This window comes from Pseudomonas sp. S1(2024), assembly GCF_046557535.1.
This window is the reverse complement of sequence record NZ_JBKGFP010000146.1, coordinates 1-20,547: the sequence shown is the minus strand read 5'-3', so window position 1 is coordinate 20,547 and position 20,547 is coordinate 1. Positions and strand designations below refer to the sequence as shown.

Sequence of the window (20,547 nt, the reverse complement as noted above, 5' to 3'; positions counted from 1 at the left end):
CCCATGCTGGCCTCCTTGAACAACCGCCCATGCACTTCCTCGGCCTTGCCCTCGACCCACACCGTCACGCTGATCATCGTATTGGTGAACCGCGGGTCGAGCACGGCCAGGCTCATCAGCCCGTGCTGGATGATCGGCCGCACCTTGCGCATGGCCTTCATCGAGCCAAACTCGAAGTCATCGATATTGCGGTGCATCCGGTCCCGCGCCTCGGCGATCGACGCGTTGGCCTTATGCTGCAACTCCCGGAGGTGGGCGCTCTGCAAGGCGTAGTACTCGCCCAGCTTCATCTTCACTTCCAGCTCGATCAGGTGGACGCCGTTGTAGAGAAACTGCGTGGCACTGTTCAAATGCCGCACAGCCTTCTGAATACCAGGTGACAAACATGGCGCCAGCCGCTGACTGGCCGCATTGAGTGCGCTCTGCGTTTCAGCAATGGCCTGCTTGAGGGTATTGCGCATGCGCAAGCCGGCGTCATCGCTGGCGATGATCTTGCTCAGCATGCCGTAGAGCTTGTCGCTGTCGTTCCAGTTGATCGCTTCTGTGGCGGAGAATCTGGGCAGCAGCCCGGCCAGCAGTGCCTGGTCGCGCATCAGCAAGGCGCGGTAGGGCGGGCTGTCCGGGTCCTTTAGCCATTTCAGCCAGAGCAGTTCGCTGGTGCCGGAAGCAGGAACATGCGGTTCAAAACGGGGGACGACAGCTTCCGTAACCCCACCACCCAGGCACAGGGCCATGGTCTTGGCGTAGGCCACCCCGGACTCACGATCGTTACCGTCGTAGTCGTACGCCTCGGCCACCTTGAACATGGGCGTATCGAACAAGGCAACGTACGCCTGCGCGTCCTTGTCGATGTAACGCTGAAACTCACGTTCCTGCTGCTCATAGTCAGCCTGGAACGCGGCCCGCTGCGGTTCGTGGTAGCGCTCTTCAAGCCGCTCGTCACTCTCCTGCTGCGCACGCTCGACCAACAGCTGCCGCTCGACTGCCGGGTCGGTGAACACCGGCGGCCCATCACCCGTCATCGGTTCCAGCGACGGCACCTTCTGCGCCGCCCATTCCCTGTGCGTGGCGCGAATGATCTGCAGGATCTGCGAGGTCTGCAGCTGATAGGCGCGCATCGGTTCTTCACGCCAGGCCTGACGCTTCAGTACCCAGTTCAGCCGCTGATGGTTGTACTCCTGAATCAGCCCGACGGTGTCGTCGAGCACCACTGCCAGCACGCCGTTTTCCAGCTTGTGCCGGTTGATCGCATTGACCAGATACCCTCGCAGGGCGAACCGGCGCAACCAGCGGCTGTGGAAGCCATGCGCACTGTCGAAGGGGGCACAGCCATGCTGGGCGTACTCGAACACCTGCTGGTCGACCCCAAGCTTATCGGGCGTCATGGCGATGCCCAGCAGTTCGGGATTGTTGCGGGCCTGGATCAGGTCTAGACCTTCGAAGCGGTGGGCGGGCGCCTCCCCCCTCTTGTAGGCGTTCAGCACGCTCACCGGCCAAGGATCGCTGGAGAAGGCCAGCCAGGCGCTGGTGTACCTGCCGGTATCGAGGTTGAGAAAGGCCGAAGGAATGTCGTGATCTGCGTTCACGCATTTTTCGGGCAGCGGCGAAGGCGGGCCATCTGGCGGCTCGTAGGGGTTGAAGCGGCGCAGATGACCTTGCTCGCTGACGGCATAGGCATGCCAGACCTGCTGGTCGAGCAGCACATACAGGAAGCCCCTGCGCAAGGTGCGCAAGCCGATCTTTGTCGAGATATGCCGGTTATCCGCCACGGTGGAGACACACTCGGGGCGGGTATCCGGCACCAGGGCGCGGCGCAGCGGCAGGATCGGCAGGCCCTGGCGCTCGCAGAACATGCACTGGTCGTGCGGCAGCCCGGCTTCGGCGATCGCGAGGGCAATACGTTGGCTGATAGTCATGAGCGATTCTCGGATTTCGGCAGGCATTCGATCAGTTGGCGCCATTGCGCCTCGGAGTAGCGGGCGAGCAACGCGGCAAGAGGCGCCTGGCCTCTGGCCGCTGCATCGATCATTTCGCCCACCGCAGGTACGGTATGCAGCCTCGGGTGAATGCACAGGTGATGGAGAGCGAAGGCCACGATGTCCTCCATCGCGCTCAGGCCCAACCTGCGTGCATCATCGACATGGTTCGAAGCACGCACCGCAGCAAACGGTGGAATCTGGCACTGATTGATGTGCTGCGAACCCGCCCGCAACACTCTCCAGGTAGCCAGCACACGTTCGATCAGCCCCACGTCATCCTGAATTCGCCGCGCAGGGGTCGGCAAAGGGTGTCGCTGCCCGCTCTGCCCTTTCAGGCTTGCCAACCTCCCACCGCTACTCAGGAACAACCAGTCACTGATCGGCCACCATGGGCCTTGTTCAAGCAGCTCGAACGTCGCCGCAAGCAACTCCAGCCGGACGGGTTCGTAGACCGGGTAGCAGCCAAATTCCCGATTGGAATCGGGTAGCCGACACAAGGCCGTGAGATGGGACGCGACAGTGGCCGAAGGCGCCTCACTGAACAGCCAGCCACACAGGTAACGCCGTTGCTGAAACAACGCCCTCTGCGCCGCTCGGGCGGTCAGTTCCAACAGACGGCGACTGGGGACCATGCCGGGCGAAGCCAGGCAGACCAGTACGGGATGCAGTTGGGGGGCATGGGCCAGGTCGGCCCGGTGTACACGGGTCAATGCCTGCTCACCCAGGGCATTGCGCAGCGGGGCAAGCACGGCGTGGTCGCCATCGTGAGCAGTCGCAAGCGGATCTATCAGCACATGGCAGTACAAGTGCGCCCCATGATGGCTTTCGATGAGCCTCGCCAGGTTGTCAGTGCGCATCAGGCCTTGGCCTCGCACTTGTTGCTGGCATCAGGCGCAAGCGTAAGTGGCTGGCTGTTTCCAGCCCCTGACGCAGCCGCGCTGGTTTGCCCCAACAGCTCGAGCTTCAGCCCGTTGATAGTGATGCCCTGCCCGTCCAGCACAATGCTGCCGCCCGCGGTTCTGAACTCGATGCGCTCACTGGCGCGCAGCTGATAGATCGTCGTATGTTGCTCCATGCCCTGCCCGACGGTGACCTTTTGCGTACCTTTGACGACCAGCTCGGCGTCTTTCCCGACAAGGGCCCTGTGATTGGCCCCTGTTGATTCGCTACGGTCGTTGCCTATCTTCTCGATCAGGTCCTGCTTGATGTCTACGTGGCAGGTTTGCCCAATGAGCTGGGTATGGTCCCCCCCGGTTTCCTGGCGGAAGTCATTGCCGATACTCAAGTGCTCATCATTGCCGACCTGCTCGACACGATTACGCCCCACACGCGTGGTCTCATCATTGCCGACTACATTGTTCTGGTCCCGCTGGGCATGGATGAACACTTCTTCCTTGCCGAGTTCGTCCTCGAAGCGCAGCTCGTTGAAACCATCGCCTTTGTGGGTCTGGCTCTTGATGGTCATGCGGGTCTTGTGTTCGGGCAGGTCATACGGCGGCAGCTGGTCGCCGCAATAAGTACGCCCGGTGATCATCGGCTGGTCGGGGTCGGCGTTGACGTACTGGACGATCACGTCCTGGCCGATGCGCGGGATGGCCATCGAGCCCCAGCTGCCGCCTGCCCAGCCTTGCGACACGCGCACCCAGCAGGAGCTGAACTCGTTGTTCTCGCTCTCCCGGTCCCAGGGGAAGCTCACCTTGACCCGGCCCCACTCGTCGCAGTAGATCTCTTCCCCGGGCGGCCCGACGACCGTGGCCATGTGCGGGCCGTCGATGCGTGGCTTGGGCAGTGGCGCCGGACGCCATTCGATGCGGCCGGGCACCAGCACGGCTTCCTGCGAGTAGCGCGTTCCTTGTTCGGCCCCGGCAGCTTCTTCTTGCAGGCTGGTGAACTGGCTGCCCTCGTGATGTACACGCATCACACGCCAATGGGCGTTGAGGTCTTTGCGCGGATGTTCGATGAGGGTGAAGCTCAGCCCCGGTTGCAGCCGCACATCGTCACCCTCGACTTCGGCAATACGGGCGTCATGGCGCAGGGCCGTCAAGCGCGTGGCGGTGAAGGGCACTCCGACCGCATCGCGCTTGTAGCGGCCGGGGTAGTCGAAACGCTCGTAGTCCCGGGACTGATGGGTGATGCCACTGTCACCTGCGCGGTGTTCCTGCCGGTACTGCGGGTTGGTGAAGGTGTAGTCCCGCTGCACCTGACGTGCAGTGCGCACCTGTTCGCTGTAACGCAGGCGGCGCAGACAAGGCCTGGCCTGGTCGCCACCGCTGTTGGCACGGTACAGCACCTGGTCGGGGCCGATGTCGTCTTCGTCGAAGAAGTCTTCATCCTCGTCGTCGGCCTTGATCGCGCTTCGGCTGATCTGCCCCAGCGCCAGCAGTCGGTCGGTGATGACCAGCTGATGGTGTTTCGGTGTGTGCTCGAAGCGATAGACGAAACCCTCCTCACCCGCCAGGCGGGCGATGAAATCGAGGTCCGTTTCACCGGCCTGTACGCAGAACTCGCGCACCTGATGCTCGCCCATGCTGTTGATTTCGAAACGGGCAATGCCCTGGCGCTTGAGCATCAATTCGAGAATCTGCGGCACGGTCTTCTGCTGGAAGATGCGCCAGTTCGAACGTAAGCCGGCACGGGCCAGCACGGGCTCGACCAATGCGCGGTAACGGGTGCGATAGAACCCCGTCTCACCCTGGCTGAAACTGCTGACCAGGCCGTGCACATAGCGCAGGGGGCGCTCACCGCGCCAGATCGTGAACAGCACTGGTTGGTCGAGCAACTGGCCGAAGTCGACCTCGTCTTCAAAACTGATCAGTTCCAGTTTCAGCTGGAACGGTGAGCTGATCATTTCGTCGAGTTCGAACGAAACCACCTCGAAGTCAATCTGGCCAGCCAGCGGCTGGAAGGTGAAGCGCAAGTCGGATTGGCTAGGCATGCGGATCCCCTTTGCTACTGCTGCAAAATGCCGTTGAGCGACTCCAGCACCTCGGCGGTGATCAAGCTCAGGCGGTAGCTGTAGTAGCAGTAGGCGCAGACCATGGCGATGGCGGAGATCACCAACGGGCTCCACCAGGGCCATTCCCGACGCCGCATGCGGTGGGGGCGATGGACCACGTTGGTATAGGGGTCGCCCGGGAATTCCGGCGTGGGGCCGCGCAGTGCACGAATGACCTTGTGCATCCGCGAAATCAGGGCGTTGATGATTTCATCGCATTTCGGGTCCAGGGCGTACTTGCCCTTCAGGCCCAGGCAAAAGCAGAAGTACAGGAACTCCAGCACATCCTGGAACTCCTCCGGAGACTGCATCAACCGCTCCAGCAACACGAAGATCTTCTCGCCACCCTGGGTTTCGCCATGGAAGATGCTGAGCAGCGGTTCGTGGCTCCAGCACGAATTGTTCCCCCAGGGGCGACTCATCACGGCCTCGTCCAGGTAAAGGCACAAGGCATAGGAATAGGCTTCGAGGTGCACAGAGGAATAACCGTGCTGCTGTATTTCCTCGCGGATTGTGCTGACCTGAATCTGCAGGGTCTTGTGCACATGTTCGATGTTGGGCAGGTCATCCAGCGTACGCAGGCGTATGACCAGGCCGAACAGCGGGTTGGCCGCGTCGAGCATCAGGTTGGCGAAGCCGCCGCGTAGCTGGAAGTCCGGGTCGGCCGGATAACCCTCATGATCCGCGCGCCTGCCGTGGCCGGGTGGATAAGGTGAATCGCTGCCCTCCGGGACATCGAGCATGGCATGCAGGCTGCTTTCGGTTACGTCATGGGCAGCGTTGGCGGCCTGGGGTTTTCCAATACGAACAGCAGATGGGCCGGGCATGAAGAGGTCCTTGTCTTCCAGTTAGGCTGAAGACATGAACACTATCGGGGAATCAATTCTTCGAGGAGCGTGGTGCGTCCCAAAGCGCTGTAGGAATTTTCTCCTTTTGGCTTGTCTGGACGCTGTGATGCCGGAATTCCGGGGCCGCTCGGCGGCCCTTTCGCGACACAAGGCCGCTCCTGCAACGACTGCGCCAGCCCTAGTGTGGGTGGCGCACCGCCGCAAACATCAATCAGCCAAACAACCTGGCCAGGAAACCCAGCTTCTTCTTGTACGAGCGCCGAGCTTCCAGGGCTTCCTCCAGGCTTACCTCGAGGAACCGCGCCTGCTGGTTGGGCTGCATCTGCCCGATCAGATCCAGGTCGGCGCTGATCACCGTGCCGATCATGGCGTAGCCGCCACCCGACACCGCGTCACGGTGCAGGATGATCGGCTCCAGCCCCGCGGGCACCTGGATCGAGCCGATCGGGTAGCAGCTGTCAACGATGTTCGACGGGTCCGAGCCGGCCCCGAACGGCTGCTCCCGTGGCTGGAAGCTCAAGGCGCTGCCGCCCTTGTAGCGATAGCCGATACGGTCAGCCTCGGAGCCGACCGTCCAGGCTTCGGTGAAAAAGCTTTGCACCGCAGCCTTGGTCAGGCGGTGAAAATACAGCCCCGGCACCACCCGCAGCACCACCTCGCCGCCCAAGGCCTGGCGCAAGGCCATCGGCAGGCTTGCGCCGGCGCGGGTCTTGCCGCTGGGCATGCCGACCGGCAACAGGTCACCCGCCATCAGCTTGCGCCCTTGCAAGCCACCCAATGCACCCAACGCATAGGTGGAGCGGCTGCCGAGCACCTCGGGTACATCGATACCGCCGGCCACCGCCAGGTAGGCCCGGGCACCTGCGGTAGGGAAGCCGAAACGCAACACCTGCCCGGCACGTACGGCAAACGCGGTGTCCGGGCGTTGCTCGCGGCCATCGAGCAAGGCCGGCATCTGCGCCCCGCAAACCGCCACCAGGGCATCCTGCTGGAACTCCAGCTCCGGCCCCACCAGCGCACACTCAAGGCCGGCGGCGCCGGCCGGGTTGCCCACCAGGTGGTTGGCCGCCCTCAGGGCGTACTGGTCGAGGGCGCCGGACGGCGGGATGCCCAGGTGGTAGTAGCCTTCGCGGCCCAGGTCCTGCACCGAGGTAGCCAAGCCGGGTTTGAGTACCTTGATCATGCCAGCACCTCCTGCAGAGTCCGTGGATAACCGACCGGGTCGGCAAGGAACGCGTCCAGGGAGAATTCCACCGGGCGAATGCGCAGGTCGAAACGGCCTTCTTCGACATCCGCCACCGCCTGGTCGTAGGTGCGGCGGTCAATGGGTTTGAACTGCACGATGTCTCCCGGGCGGAAGAACACCATGTGCTCCTTCAGGTAGTTCAGCGTCTGCTGCGGGTCGTAGATAGGCGCCGGAGTGACGCCGAACATCTGGTAGCCACCTGCCCCGCGCACTGAATAGATGCAGCCGAAACAGCCGCCATGGCCAAGGGTGAGCTTGGGGGTGTCAGTACGCGGGCGCAGGTACTTGGGCACCTGCAGTTGCCGCTCTCGCTCGACCATCTGGAACATGAACGGCAGGCCGGCAACGAACCCGACCATCGACACGAACCACGGCGCACCGCTGTGCGCGGCAATGAACCCCTCGACATCGGCCAGGCCGTTGATCCGCGCGGCGTACTCCAGGTCGGTGCTGCCTGGGTCCTGATGGCGGTCACGAAAACGCATCAGCGTTTCATGGGTCCAGGGGTCGTTGTACAGCACTGGAATCTCGATGATCCGTGTCTGCAACGAGCGCTCGGCCACTGCCTGCGCTTCGGCACCGCGCACCGCCTCCAGCAGTGCCTGCGGCGCGATACGGTCCGGGTCGAAGCGAATCTGGAACGAGGCGTTGGCCAGGCACACATCCAGCACGCCATCCAGGGCCAGCCGCTCCACCGCGCGGGTGACGGCCATGCCCTTGAAAAAGGCCTCCAGCGACATGCTCTCGCTGACTTCGGCAAACAGGTGCTCGTCGGCGCCGAAGCTGTAGCGGATAGGGGTTGTAGCGAGCGGTTCGGCCATGACTGTTCCTTTTCTTGGAGTCTTTACAGAAAGGCAGGCGAAAGCAAATTGCACGGGCTCCGGCGTATACCTGCCGGATGCCCCACGGATTCAGCGTGGCGCACGCACCACGATACCGGCAGCGTCCAGCGCCTTGCGCGTGGCCTCGACCAGGTCGAGCGCCCCCGGGGTGTCGCTGTGCAGGCAGATGGAATCGAATTCGATGGCCAGGTCCTGGCCCTCGACCGTGCGCACCACGCCTTGCTGACAAGCCCGCAACACCCGTTCAGCGACCGCTCCAGGTTCGTAGCCCCGCACATTGCGGGTGAACACGATCGAACCGCTCAGGTCGTACTCGCGGTCGGCGTAGAACTCGCGAATGACCGGCTGGCCAAGCTCCTGGGCAATGCGGCAGATCACCGAACCCGGCATGCAGTACAGCAGCAGCTCTGGCTCGATCAGCCGCAGGTTTTCCACCAGCAGCCGTGCAGCTTCTTCGTCACGTGCCAGATGCATGTACAGGGCACCGTGCGGCTTGATGTGCTGCAGGCGCACGCCCTGGGCGCGGGCAATTTCACGCAGGGCGCCGAGTTGGTAGAGCATGTCGTCGACCAGTTCCTGGGCCGGGGCATTGATGTGCCGGCGACCGAAGCCGACCAGGTCGCGGAACCCAGGGTGCGCCCCCACTGCGACGCCCAGGGCCTTGGCCCGCTCGACGGTGCGGCGCATGGTGCCGGGGTCACCAGCATGGAAGCCGGTGGCGATGTTGGCCGTGCTGATGTAGCCCATCAGCTCGTTGTCGACGCCGTCGCCAATCGTCCACGGGCCAAAGCCCTCACCCATGTCCGAATTGAAATCCACCACCTGCATGACTGTCTCTCCTGGCGCTTGTGACTGCATGCAAGCCACGTTAGATTCTCCGCACCCCCTTGGGAAGATCTATAAACAGATAGGGTGTCTTCTGAAAATCAGATACCCCGGGAGCTATCGTGTCACTGACCCTGCGCCAGGTCCGCTATTTCGTCGCCACCGCCGAGATCGGCCAGATTTCCCAGGCGGCAATCCACCTGAACATTTCCCAGTCTGCAGTGACCACGGCGATCAAGGAGCTGGAGGCGATGCTCGGCGTGCTGCTGTTCCAGCGCTCGGCGCAGGGCATGAGCCTGACCGAGGCCGGCCGTCACTTCCTCAACCGCGCCTACGTGATCCTGCGTAGCGTGGACGATGCGTTGAACAGCCCGCTGCCGGACGTGCGCGCCAGTGGCCGGCTGCGCCTGGCGGCAAGCTACACGGTGATCGGCTACTTCCTGCCCCATCACCTGCAGCGGCTGGAGCACTGGCATCCGGATGTGACCTTGGAGCTGTACGAGCAGGAGCGCAGCGCCATCGAGCAAGGGTTGCTGGAGGGTCGTTTCGACATGGCAGTGGTACTCACCGCCAACCTCACCCACCCGGACATCGTCTCGGAAACCCTGTTCAACTCCGAACGCCGCCTGTGGCTGCCTGGCAACCATCCGCTGTGCGAGCGCTCGGCGGTAAGCCTGGCCGATGTGGCCTGCGAGCCGTTCATCCTGCTGACCGTGGATGAGGCCGAGCAAAGCGCCATGCGCTATTGGGAACAGGCCGGGCAGCGGCCGAAAGTGCGGGTGCGGACCAGTTCGGTGGAGGCCGTGCGCAGCATGGTTGCCAATGGCAGCGGTGTAGCGATCCTGTCGGACCTGGTGCACCGGCCCTGGTCGCTGGAGGGCAAGCGTATCGAGACGGTGACCATCAGCGACCCGGTGACACCGATGAGCGTCGGGTTGGCCTGGCACCGGGAACGGGCGTTCAGCCCGGCGATGCAGGCTGTACGCAATTACTTCCATGATGCTTTTTTGGCACCGCAGCAGTTGTCGGCACGGCGCTGACCGTTCCCTGCAGGCCCGATCTCGTCGCGGGTACCCCTACAGCACCAAGGCAAAATGAAATCAGACAGAAATGTAATAATTTGCAAAGTTTTGTTAACAACGACCGTTGGGTCAGTGTCTGTCAGTTAAGGTTGCCGGCTTGACTGGGGCTGCATTGCAGCCCAAGCCTGCCATGGCGACAGCGGACATATCGCTGTGTGTCATGGTCACCGGCCAGGCAAGAATTGATTTTCCGGAGACAAGCATGCTTCGCATCTTTGAGCGCTGGCTCGATCCCTTCCCACCTGATGAGGTACCACCGCCACCGGTTGGCCTGTTGCGCTTCATGTGGGCCTGCACCCGGGGCGCACGCGGCTACATCCTGGCGCTTGCGCTGCTCAGTGCCGGGGTATCGATCTACGAAGCCTGGCTGTTCGCCTTTCTCGGCCAGGTCGTGGACCTGCTCTCGGCCTGGCAGGCCGGCGGTACCGTCGGCCCCGAAGAAACCCGGGTGCTGTGGGGTATCGGCATCGTCCTGCTGGTCAGCATCGGGCTGGTGGCGCTGCGCACCATGGTTCAGCACCAGGTGCTGGCGATCAACTTGCCGCTGCGGCTGCGCTGGGACTTTCACCGGCTGATGCTACGCCAGAGCCTGTCGTTCTTTTCTGACGAGTTTTCCGGTCGGGTCACCACCAAGGTGATGCAGACTGCACTGGCGGTGCGCGATGTGTTGTTCACCATCATCGAGATCCTGCCCGGGATCGGGGTGTACTTCATCGCGATCATTGCCTTGGCCGGTGGCTTTGCCCTGAAACTCATGCTGCCATTCATTGCCTGGGTCGTACTGTTCGGCCTGGCCATGCTGTATTTCGTGCCACGCCTGGGCAAGGTCGGCCAGGAGCAGGCCAATGCGCGATCGTCGATGACCGGGCGGGTGTCCGACGCCTACACCAACATCACCACGGTGAAGCTGTTCTCGCACGCCAACCGCGAAGCGCACTTCGCGCGCGCGGCCATGGAGGACTTCAAGCAGACCGGCTTTCGCCAGATGCGTCTGGTCAGCCAGTTCGAAATCGTCAACCAGGCGCTGGTGGTGGGCTTGATCATCGCTGCCGGTGGCTATGCGCTGTGGCTGTGGCACCAGGGCCAGGTCGGTACCGGGGCGGTGGCGGCGATCACCGCCATGGCCTTGCGTATCAACGGCATGTCGCACTGGATCATGTGGGAGATAACCTCGCTGTTCGAAAACATCGGCACCGTGCAGGACGGTATGGCCACCCTCACCCGCGGCCCCAAGGTAAAGGATGCGCCGGGCGCTGCCGAGCTGGTAACCACGGGTGGCGCGGTGAGTTTCGACAAGGTGGGCTTCAACTACAACGGCGAGCGTCAGGTGCTCGACGACCTGAGCCTGCACATTCGCCCGGGCGAAAAAGTCGGCCTGGTCGGCCGCTCCGGCGCCGGCAAATCCACCTTGATCAACCTGCTGCTGCGCTTCTACGACGTGGACAGAGGGGAAATCCGTATCGACGGGCAGAACGTGGCCAAGGTCACTCAGGACAGCCTGCGCGCGGCGATCGGCATGGTCACCCAGGACACCTCGCTGCTGCACCGCTCGATTCGCGACAACATCGCCTATGGCCGCCCCGATGCCACCGAAGCGCAGATCCGCGCCGCTGCGGCCAATGCCCAGGCCGATGGTTTCATCAGCCAGCTCAGCGACCGCCAGGGCAACACGGGTTACGACACCTTGGTGGGAGAGCGCGGCATCAAGCTGTCAGGTGGCCAGCGCCAGCGCATCGCCATTGCCCGAGTGATGCTTAAGAACGCGCCGATCCTGCTGCTGGACGAAGCCACCAGTGCGCTGGACTCGGAAGTGGAAGTGGCCATTCAGGAGAGCCTGGATGAAATGATGCAAGGCAAGACCGTCATCGCCATCGCCCACCGGTTGTCGACGATTGCCGCCATGGACCGGCTGATCGTGATGGATGAAGGGCGCATCATCGAGCAAGGCACCCATGCGGAACTGCTGGCGAAGAATGGTACTTATGCGCGGTTGTGGCAGCACCAGAGCGGCGGGTTCCTGGGTGAGGACCAAGGCGTGGCCGAGGCGATTGAATAGCCAGGAGGTTGGATCAGGTACCGCGTCGCCTGCTTCGCGGGCACGCCCGCTCCCACAGGGATTTCTGCACTCCTGCAGAATCAACTGCCCTGGCGCCATCCCTGTGGAAGCGGGTTTACCCGCGAAGACGGCAGCACGATTCCCGAACCATACCGCCTCAATCCAGCACCGGCCGCAACAACGCCTGCGCCTCGTACAAGGTCGGCAGATACCGCAAGCGTATTTCATCCACACTCAACCGCGAAGCATGGGTGGTGATGGTCAACGTCGCTTTCAGCCGGCCAGCCCGGTCCAACAGTGGCACACCCAGCACGCGCATGCCGATTTCATACTCCTGGTCCACGATACAGAACCCCTGCTCCTTCACTCGCAGCAACTCCGCCTCCAGCTGTAACCGGTCCGTCTGCGTATAAGGCGTCAACCCCCGCAGCGGGTTACGCGCAAAGTAGGCGTCCCGCTCCCCCTCATCCAGCCAGGCCAGCCAGACGCGCCCGCCGGCGGTGCAATACATCGGCACCCGCGAACCCGGCCGGATCGACAATGAGGCCACATGGCTGTAGCGGCTGCGTACCAGATGGATGATCTCGTCACCATCACGGGTACCCACCGACACATGCTCCTGCGTCTGCCGCGCCACCTGCTCGACGATCGGTCGCAGCATGCGCGGTAGTTGCGCCGAATCCACATACGCCTGGCCGAGGCGCAGCGCCTTGGGCGTAAGCCAGTACTCACGGCTGTCGGTTTCGGCAAACCCTTCGTGTACCAAGGTCAACAGAAACCGCCGCGCGGCACTGGGGGTAAGGCCGGACAACCTGGCCGCCTGCGGCACGCTAAGGCGCGGCTGCTCGGCGCTGAACAGCTGCATCAGCGCCAGGCCCTTCTGCAAGCCGGCGATCAGGTCACGGGGATGGATAGCGGGGGTGTTCATCTATTCGACTCGCAAGCAGGGCAAAAACAGCCGATTACAGCGATAACCGGACCAATGATGCGATTATCGCATTAAACGCCCGATGAGCGCATTGTTGCCCACGCCCCCTTGCCTCACCCTTGGCCTGCATAACAACGCCAATAAGGAGGTCAGCATGATTCGTGGTTCGACTGAACTGGTCGCCATCGTCGGTTCGCCCATTGCCCAGGTGAAGTCCCCCGAAAACTTCAACACCTGGTTCGCCAACAACAACTGCAACCTCGCCATGCTGCCCATCGACCTGCAGGAGACCGCGCTGAATACCTTTGCCGGCACTCTGCGTGGCTGGCAGAACCTGCGCGGTTGCGTGGTCACCGTGCCGTACAAGCAGGCCCTGGCCAGCCGCCTTGATAGCCTGAGCGAGCGCGCAGCCGCGCTGGGCTCGGTCAATGTGATTCGCCGCGAGCGTGACGGGCGACTGCTGGGCGACAACGTGGACGGCGCCGGCTTCCTCGGTGCTGCACGCAAACATGGCTTCGAGCCGGCCGGCAAGCGTGCGTTGGTAATCGGTTGCGGCGGGGTCGGCAGTGCCATTGCCTATGCACTGGGCGAGGCCGGCATCGCCAGCGTCACCCTCAGCGACCCCAGCACAGCGCGCATGGGCGCTGTGTGCGAGCTGCTCGGCAATGCCTTCCCCACGGTCGAAATCGCCACCCGGGTCGACGGGCTGGAAGGCTTCGACCTGCTGGTCAACGCCTCCCCTGTCGGCATGGGCGGTAGCGCGGAGCTGCCACTGCCTGCCGCCATGCTCGCCACCTTGCAACCCGAAACCCTGGTCGCCGATGTGGTCACCTCACCCGAGATCACCCCGCTGCTGAAACGGGCACGCCAGGCAGGCTGCGCGGTCCAGACCGGCCCGGAAATGGCCTTCGCCCAACTCGGCCACCTGGGCGCCTTCATGGGCGTCACGCCGCTGGAGATCTGAAGCCATGCCGACACATGAACATACGCAACACAACTTTGACCTGGTCGTGCTGGGCAGCGGCGCCGGTGGCCTTACCGCTGCCGCCACCGCCGCCCGCCGGGGGCTGAAAGTGCTGGTGGTGGAAAAGGCCGAGCACTTTGGCGGTACCTCGGCAATTTCCGGTGGGGCGGTGTGGCTCTATGGTACTGATCAAGCCCGCGCCGCTGGTGCGGTGGATTCCCCCGAGGCCATTCGCACCTACCTCCGGCAGGTCATCGGCGACGGCTATGACCCCGCGCTGGTCGACGCCTTCATCGAGCATGGCCACCAGGCGCTGCGCTGGCTGGAGCAGAACACCGAACTGCGCTACGCCCTGCGCCCGCATTCACCGGACTATTACCCGGACGCCCCCGGTGCCACCCAGTTTGGCCGGGCGCTGGAGATGGTCGAGTACGACGGCAGGCAGCTCGGCTCGCACTTCAAGGACCTGCAGATGCCGCCGCCCGGCATGTTGCTGTTCGGCGGCATGATGGTCAACCGCGTGGATATCCAGCACTTTCTCAGTATTCGCCGCTCGCCCCGGTCGCTGTGGCATTGCCTCAAGCTGATGGCGCGTTACGCGCGGGACCGCCTGCATCATCCGCGTGGCACCCGCCTTACCACCGGCAACGCCTTGATCGCCCGCCTGGCCAGCAGCGCCTTCGCCCATGGCACGCAGCTGTGGTTGCGCAGCGAAGCCCTGGAGCTGATCGTCGAACGCGGCGTGGTCACCGGCGTGGTGGTGCAACGCGAAGGGCGCCGTGAACGGGTGCTGGCCCGGGGTGGTGTGGTGTGCGCCATGGGCGGGTTCGCTGCAGGCGCGCTCGCCGACAGTTACCGGCCGGCCCGGCACGCGCCGCACCTGACCATGTCACCGCCCACAAATGACGGCGGGGCCCTGCGCCTTGGCCAAGACGTGGCCGCAGCCCAGGGTGAGGGTCTGGTGGCCAACTTCTTCTGGGCACCGGTTTCGGAACTGCGCCATGCCAGTGGCGAGCATGAGCGCTTCCCGCACCTGGTCACCGACCGCGCCAAGCCGGGGGTGATCGCGGTGGGCCCGGACGGGCGACGCTTCGTCAACGAGTCCGATTCCTACCACCACTTCGTGCAGACCATGTTCGCCAAAGGCATCGCCAGCTGCTGGCTGGTCTGCGATGCCGAAGCGATGAACCGCTACGGCCTGGGCCTGGCGCGGCCAAAGCCAGTGGACAACCAGGCGTTGATCCATGCTGGCTACCTGCACCGCGCCGCAACAGCGCAGGCACTGGCCAAGACCATTGGTGTCGACCCACAGGTATTCATGCAGACCCTGGAGCAGTTCAACGCCGACGCCCGCAACGGCATCGACCGCGCGTTCGGCAAAGGCGGCAACAGCTACAACCGCTACATGGGCGACCCGCAACACACGCCCAACCCATGCCTGGCGCCGCTGACCAGCGGCCCGTTCTACGCCATCCGCATCCACACCGGCGACCTTGGCTCATCCCGCGGCCTGGTGACCAACGCCCAGGCCAACGTGCTGAACCGCGATGGCCAGCCGATTGCCGGGCTTTATGCAGTGGGCAACGACATGAACTCACTGATGAAAGGCACCTACCCCGGCCCCGGCATCACCTTGGGCCCCGCCCTCACCTTCGGCTGGCTCGCTGCCAACCACATCGCCGCGCGCCTGCAGGCGCCAACCACCCAAATGGAGACCCCAGCATGTACTACGAACTGAGAACCTACACCCTCGACCCACTGAAAATGGCCGACTGGCTGAGCCTGTACCAAAGCCACGCGCTGGAGGTGCAAAGCGAGCATCTCGGTAACCTGGTCGGCTTTTTCACCAGCGAGTTCGGCGAGGTCAACCAGGTGGTGCATATCTGGGGCTATGCCAGCCTCGACGAACGCATGGCACGCCGCGCAGCCATGGCAGCGGACCCCCGTTGGGCAGAGTTCTCAAGGCGCAATCGCGAACTGGGCGCGGTGCTGCGCTTGCAGTCGCGAATGCTGCGGCCCACCGGCTTTTCGCCGCTGCAGTAAAACTAAAACCTTCCTCCAATGCCTGAGCGGAACCCCACGATGCAACCCCTCGAATGTGACGTACTTGTCATCGGCTCCGGTGCCTCTGGCCTGGCTGCCGCCGTTACTGCCGCCCATCACGGCCAGCAGGTGATCGTCGCGGAAAAAGCCAGCCAACTGGGCGGCACCAGTGCCTGGTCGGGGGGCTGGCTGTGGATACCGCGCAACCCGCTGGCCATTGCCGAAGGCATCGTCGAGACCGACGATGCCCCGGAGCGCTACCTGCGCGGGCAAACCCACGTCAGCGAACTGGACCCGCGCCAGCGCGCCTTCCTGCACCATGGCCCGGAGATGGTGGCGTTCTTCCAGCAACACACCGCCGTGCAGTTCCAGTGCGGCAGCCGCATGCCCGACATGCGCGAGGGCGATGGCAGCACGCGCGGTGGTCGTTCGCTGTGCGCCCTGCCATACGACGGGCGCCTGCTCGGGCCCTGGCTGCACAAGCTGCGCCCACCGCTAGACATCGTCAGCCTGGCCGGCATGGGCATTGCCGGCGGCGCCGACATGGCCGCCTTCTTCAACGCCACACGCTCGCCCACGGCCGCGCTGCATGTGGGCAAACGCCTGCTGCGCCATTGCCGCGACCTGCTGCTGCACCGCCGCGGCATGCAACTGGTCAATGGCAACGCCCTGGTGGCACGGCTGCTGCGCAGCGCCCTGGACCTTGGCGTGACGCTACTGACCGACAAGCCGGCCAGCCGCCTGCTGGGCGAAGGCCGGGTCAGCGGCGCACAGTTTGCCGACGGCCAGATGATCCACGCCCGCCGCGGTGTGGTGCTGGCCTGCGGTGGCTTTGCACATGATCGCCAGCGCATCGCGCACCTGATGCCACATGCGCCGGACGGTACCCAGCATTACTCCGCAGCCCCCAGGGAAAACAGCGGCGACGGCCTGCACCTGGGCGAACAGGCCGGTGGCCTGGTCCAGGCGACCACGGCCCATGCGGGTGCCTGGGCACCTGTGTCGAGGGTGCCGCGCAGCAATGGCAGCTTCGGCCATTTCCCGCACTTGGTCGATCGCGCCAAACCCGGCTTCATCGCCGTGCGCCGCGATGGCCGGCGCTTCGTCAACGAGGCCGATTGCTACCACGACTTCATGAACGCACTGTTCGCCGCCACGCCAAAGGGTGAAGCGCCGGAAGCCTGGCTGATCTGCGACCATGCCGCGCAACGTCGCTATGGTATCGGCTGGGCCAAGCCCTTCCCTTTCCCCACCCATCACTATCAACGCTGCGGTTACCTGCACAGCGGTCGCACGCTGGAGGAACTGGCGCAGCGCTGCGGGATCGACGTCGAGCAGTTGCAGCGCACGGTGGACGGCTTCAACCGCCATGCAACCCGGGGTGAAGACCCGCTTTTCCAGCGCGGTGTATCGGCCTACAACCGGGCGCAGGGCGAGCCGTCGCAAGCCCCCAATCCGTCGCTGCGGCCACTGCTGCACGGGCCGTTCCACGCAGTGAAACTGTTGCCGGGCAGCCTGGGTACCTTCGCCGGCCTGGGCACGGATGCCTCGGCCCGGGTACTGGACCGCAATGCGCGGCCGATCCCCGGGCTGTATGCGGTGGGCAACGACATGCACAGCGTGATGGGCGGGCACTACCCGAGTGGCGGTATCACCCTGGGGCCGGGGATGACATTCGGTTATCTGGCTGGTAGAGCGTTGAGTACCTTGACCACCTGAAATCACGTTGCCCCTTGCCTCGCCCGCAGGCCCAACGCAACCGTTCGGTAACCGAACACTAGCCCCTCCCTTTAATTGACGCTGCCGCCTTCACTGCTCACCATGCACCGGCCTTGCGTGCCCCCTGCCTGGGAACCGGTCACGTACTCGCAGCACCGCAGCTGAATACAATTTCAAGAATCGAGCAGTTTATGAACCACTCCAAGATCACCCCCGCCGCCCCCCGGATGCCCCAGGGTTCGATCGGCGACAAGCTTCGCGGCGCCTTCGGCGTCGGCAAGACCCGTTGGGGCATGCTCGCCCTGGTGTTCTTCGCCACCACCCTGAACTACATCGACCGTGCCGCGCTCGGCATCATGCAGCCCGTCCTGGCCAAGGAAATGAGCTGGACGGCGATGGACTACGCCAACATCAACTTCTGGTTTCAGGTCGGCTACGCGGTCGGCTTCCTGCTGCAGGGCCGGCTGATCGACAAGGTCGGGGTGAAGCGCGCGTTCTTCTTCGCCGTGCTGCTGTGGAGCCTGGCCACCGGCGCTCACGGCCTGGCCACCTCGGCCGCTGGCTTCATGGTCTGCCGCTTCATCCTCGGCCTGACCGAGGCCGCCAACTACCCGGCCTGCGTGAAGACCGTGCGCCTGTGGTTCCCGGCTGGCGAGCGGGCCATCGCCACCGGCCTGTTCAATGCCGGCACCAACGTCGGCGCCATGGTCACACCGGCCCTGCTGCCGATGATTCTGGCCGTGTGGGGCTGGCAGGCCGCGTTCATCGCCATGGGCAGCCTGGGCCTGGTGTGGGTGGTGCTGTGGGTGTTGAAGTACTACAACCCTGAAGATCACCCGCGCGTGCGCCAGAGCGAGGTGGAGTACATCCAGCAGGATGACGAGCCCGAGCCAACCCGCGTGCCGTTCAGCCGTATCCTGCGCCTGCGTGGCACCTGGGCCTTCGCGGTGGCCTACGCGATTACCGCACCGGTGTTCTGGTTCTACCTGTACTGGCTGCCACCGTTCCTCAACCAGCAATACAGCCTGGGCATCAACGTGACCCAGATGGGCATCCCGCTGATCATCATCTGGCTGACGGCGGACTTCGGCAGCATCGGCGGCGGCATCCTGTCTTCCTGGCTGATCGGCCGTGGCGTGCGCGCCACCACCGCGCGGCTGGTGTCGATGCTGATCTTCGCCTGCACCATGGTCAGCGTCACCTTTGCCGCCAACGCCAGTGGCCTGTGGGTCGCGGTGGCGGCCATCTCGCTGGCGGTGGGCGCGCATCAGGCATGGACGGCGAATATCTGGAGCCTGGTGATGGACTACACGCCCAAGCACCTGGTGAGCACGGTGTTCGGTTTCGGCAGCATGTGCGCGGCGATTGGCGGGATGTTCATGACGCAGATCGTCGGTAGCGTGCTGACCGCTACCAATAACAACTATGCCGTGTTGTTCACCATGATCCCGGCGATGTACTTCCTGGCGCTGGCGTGGATGTACTTCATGGCGCCGCGCAAGATCGAGAGCGCCTGAACGCGCTGACCATTTTCCTCTACGGGGCCCTTGCGGGCCCTTTTTTTGATCAATCCGATGAACGCACTGTGTGTGGGGTCGCGCCTGAGTCAAGACATGCGCTGTACCTGTGGGAGCGGCTTCAGCCGCGAAGAATCCAACGCGGTGCCTGGCACCGTCTGCGCCGGTGTTCGCGGCTAAAGCCGCTTGTGTCTTGATGGGGGATTAGAATTTGGAGTGAGAGCGGTGAATGGCAAGCTGAATGCCGTAGGTGCCTTGAGCACGTGTGGGAGCAAAAGCTGCCATTCACCGTTCCACTTTGGCGAGAGCCCGAACAGTTGGATGCGGCTCTGATCTCGAATCACAAGCGTGGGCCAAGCCAAAGTCCTCTCACTGTTTTGAGTTTAGGAGGTTTTGGTGATGGCTTCCTTCTTGGGTATCGATGTTTCCAGTCTCTCCCTTGATGCTGCGGTGCGGCCACAGGGCATCAAAATGCATTTAAGCAATGATCCAACAGGGTTTGAGGCGCTACTGGAGAGCCTTCGCAAGCTCAGTATCAAACGCGTCCTGTTAGAGGCGACGGGTGGCTACGAGCGAGATGTCATGCGTTTTCTACAGGACGCTGGCTACAAGGTCATACGCGTCAATCCCAGGCGAGCCAGGTCATTCGCTGACTCTTTAGGCATCAAGGCCAAGACTGACGCCATCGACGCCGAGGTTCTGGCGCACTATGCCGAAGTCATTCCAGATCAACCCTCTCTACGAGTCAGCCCCGAACGAGCGCTTCTGCGAGAGTTGCTTCAGCAACGTGATCGGATGGTTCAACAGCGAGATGACGACCTGCGGCGCCTGAAGCAGGTGCAATCGACTGCAGTTGCTAACTACCTGAATGCCAACCTGAAACACTTCAAGGCGCAGATCAAACGGGTTGAGTGTGAGATCGAACAGCAAATCGCGATGCTGAACGACGAACGGGTTGCCCAGCTGATCAAAGTGAAAGGCATTGGGATGGTGACGGCGGGCAAACTAATAGCGCTGCTGCCGGAGCTAGGTCGGGTTGAATCCAGAGAAATTGCCTCCCTGGTTGGGGTGGCGCCCTTCAACCACGACAGCGGGAAATTCATGGGCAAGCGCTCTATCTCTGGCGGGCGATTTGCGGTCAGGCGATCGCTGTACATGGCATGCCTTGTGGCGATGAAATACAACCCAGCACTCAAGGCTCGTTATCAGTCACTGCGGGAGCGCGGAAAACTTCCCAAAGTCGCTATCGTGGCCTGCATGAGAACGTTCATCGTGCGGTTAAATGCCATGCTCAGAACGGGTACATCATGGCTCGATCTAGTGCTACCGCAGCCTGAAAGTACAACGTAAATCCAGAACGCAGCGTGAGCCGCGTGGAAGCGGGCTTGCCCGCGAAGCCAACACCGTGGTGGATGGCACGGGCTTCGCCCGTGTTCGCGGGCAAGCCCGCTCCCACAGGGATCGCGCCAGCTTTTTGAAATTGAGCAAGACAGTTGCTCCCAC

The 20,547-nt window shown here is 63.4% G+C and carries 16 protein-coding genes; 8 read left to right on the top strand and 8 right to left on the bottom strand.

The genetic code is table 11. The annotated features are described in order from the left end of the window. The 7 genes from ACLCGK_RS33090 to ACLCGK_RS33060 all read right to left on the bottom strand — a co-directional run. Positions 1-1,916 (bottom strand): T6SS effector BTH_I2691 family protein (locus ACLCGK_RS33090; RefSeq protein ID WP_410953457.1); only part of this gene is annotated, 1,916 nt, incomplete at its 3' end. Beyond that, positions 1,913-2,836 carry a hypothetical protein gene (locus ACLCGK_RS33085; RefSeq protein ID WP_410953713.1) on the bottom strand — a complete coding sequence of 308 codons (924 nt, stop codon included), beginning with the start codon at positions 2,834-2,836 and terminating at the stop codon, positions 1,913-1,915. The genes ACLCGK_RS33090 and ACLCGK_RS33085, both read right to left, overlap by 4 nt. Beyond that, positions 2,836-4,914 carry a type VI secretion system Vgr family protein gene (locus ACLCGK_RS33080; RefSeq protein ID WP_410953712.1) on the bottom strand — a complete coding sequence of 693 codons (2,079 nt, stop codon included), beginning with the start codon at positions 4,912-4,914 and terminating at the stop codon, positions 2,836-2,838. The genes ACLCGK_RS33085 and ACLCGK_RS33080 overlap by 1 nt, the downstream gene beginning before the upstream one ends. Before the next feature lie 14 nt (positions 4,915-4,928). Then, positions 4,929-5,801 carry a type IVB secretion system protein IcmH/DotU gene (gene icmH, locus ACLCGK_RS33075; protein ID WP_410953711.1) on the bottom strand — a complete coding sequence of 291 codons (873 nt, stop codon included), beginning with the start codon at positions 5,799-5,801 and terminating at the stop codon, positions 4,929-4,931. A gap of 232 nt (positions 5,802-6,033) precedes the next feature. Further along, entirely contained in the window at positions 6,034-7,005 is a 972-nt protein-coding gene (locus ACLCGK_RS33070) for a biotin-dependent carboxyltransferase family protein (RefSeq protein ID WP_410953710.1), read from the bottom strand. Next, the gene (locus ACLCGK_RS33065; RefSeq protein WP_013972123.1) at positions 7,002-7,889 is read right to left on the bottom strand and encodes a 5-oxoprolinase subunit B family protein; all 888 of its coding nucleotides are present in this window, start codon (positions 7,887-7,889) and stop codon (positions 7,002-7,004) included. The genes ACLCGK_RS33070 and ACLCGK_RS33065 overlap by 4 nt, the downstream gene beginning before the upstream one ends. Positions 7,890-7,979: 90 nt before the next feature. Continuing rightward, positions 7,980-8,738, bottom strand: coding sequence for a 5-oxoprolinase subunit PxpA (locus ACLCGK_RS33060; RefSeq protein WP_410953709.1), 759 nt, complete (start codon positions 8,736-8,738; stop codon positions 7,980-7,982). Between the two features lie 119 nt (positions 8,739-8,857). Between ACLCGK_RS33060 and ACLCGK_RS33055 the strand changes: the two genes are divergently transcribed. Together ACLCGK_RS33055 and ACLCGK_RS33050 are read left to right on the top strand one after the other, a co-directional pair. Further along, positions 8,858-9,775 (top strand): LysR family transcriptional regulator, encoded by a 918-nt coding sequence (locus ACLCGK_RS33055; RefSeq protein ID WP_410953708.1) that lies wholly within the window; start codon positions 8,858-8,860, stop codon positions 9,773-9,775. Positions 9,776-10,019: 244 nt separating this feature from the next. After that, complete coding sequence (locus ACLCGK_RS33050) at positions 10,020-11,873, top strand: ABC transporter ATP-binding protein (protein ID WP_061550971.1); 1,854 nt, start codon at positions 10,020-10,022, stop codon at positions 11,871-11,873. Between the two features lie 157 nt (positions 11,874-12,030). On the opposite strand, the gene ACLCGK_RS33045 is transcribed toward ACLCGK_RS33050, so the two are convergent. After that, the gene (locus tag ACLCGK_RS33045; protein WP_025339626.1) at positions 12,031-12,801 is read right to left on the bottom strand and encodes an IclR family transcriptional regulator; all 771 of its coding nucleotides are present in this window, start codon (positions 12,799-12,801) and stop codon (positions 12,031-12,033) included. A 154-nt stretch (positions 12,802-12,955) separates the two neighbouring features. Here ACLCGK_RS33045 and ACLCGK_RS33040 point away from each other — a divergent pair, with 154 nt between their 5' ends. The 6 genes from ACLCGK_RS33040 (at position 12,956) to ACLCGK_RS33015 (ending at position 20,394) form a co-directional block, all read left to right on the top strand. Further along, positions 12,956-13,765, top strand: coding sequence for a shikimate dehydrogenase family protein (locus tag ACLCGK_RS33040; RefSeq protein ID WP_410953707.1), 810 nt, complete (start codon positions 12,956-12,958; stop codon positions 13,763-13,765). Positions 13,766-13,769: 4 nt separating this feature from the next. After that, positions 13,770-15,503, top strand: a complete 1,734-nt coding sequence (locus tag ACLCGK_RS33035; RefSeq protein WP_410953706.1) for an FAD-dependent oxidoreductase — start codon at positions 13,770-13,772, stop codon at positions 15,501-15,503. Next, positions 15,488-15,808: an NIPSNAP family protein gene (locus ACLCGK_RS33030; RefSeq protein ID WP_013972108.1), complete on the top strand. Its 321-nt coding sequence runs from the start codon at positions 15,488-15,490 to the stop codon at positions 15,806-15,808. Before ACLCGK_RS33035 ends, ACLCGK_RS33030 begins: the two co-directional genes overlap by 16 nt. Before the next feature lie 39 nt (positions 15,809-15,847). Then, a complete protein-coding gene (locus tag ACLCGK_RS33025; RefSeq protein ID WP_410953705.1) occupies positions 15,848-17,527 on the top strand; it encodes an FAD-dependent oxidoreductase in 1,680 nt (559 codons plus the stop codon). A 191-nt stretch (positions 17,528-17,718) separates the two neighbouring features. Beyond that, on the top strand, positions 17,719-19,044 hold the full coding sequence (locus ACLCGK_RS33020) for an MFS transporter (protein ID WP_410953704.1): 1,326 nt from the start codon (positions 17,719-17,721) through the stop codon (positions 19,042-19,044). A gap of 399 nt (positions 19,045-19,443) precedes the next feature. After that, positions 19,444-20,394 (top strand): IS110 family transposase, encoded by a 951-nt coding sequence (locus tag ACLCGK_RS33015; protein WP_075047071.1) that lies wholly within the window; start codon positions 19,444-19,446, stop codon positions 20,392-20,394. Positions 20,395-20,547: the final 153 nt, after the last annotated feature.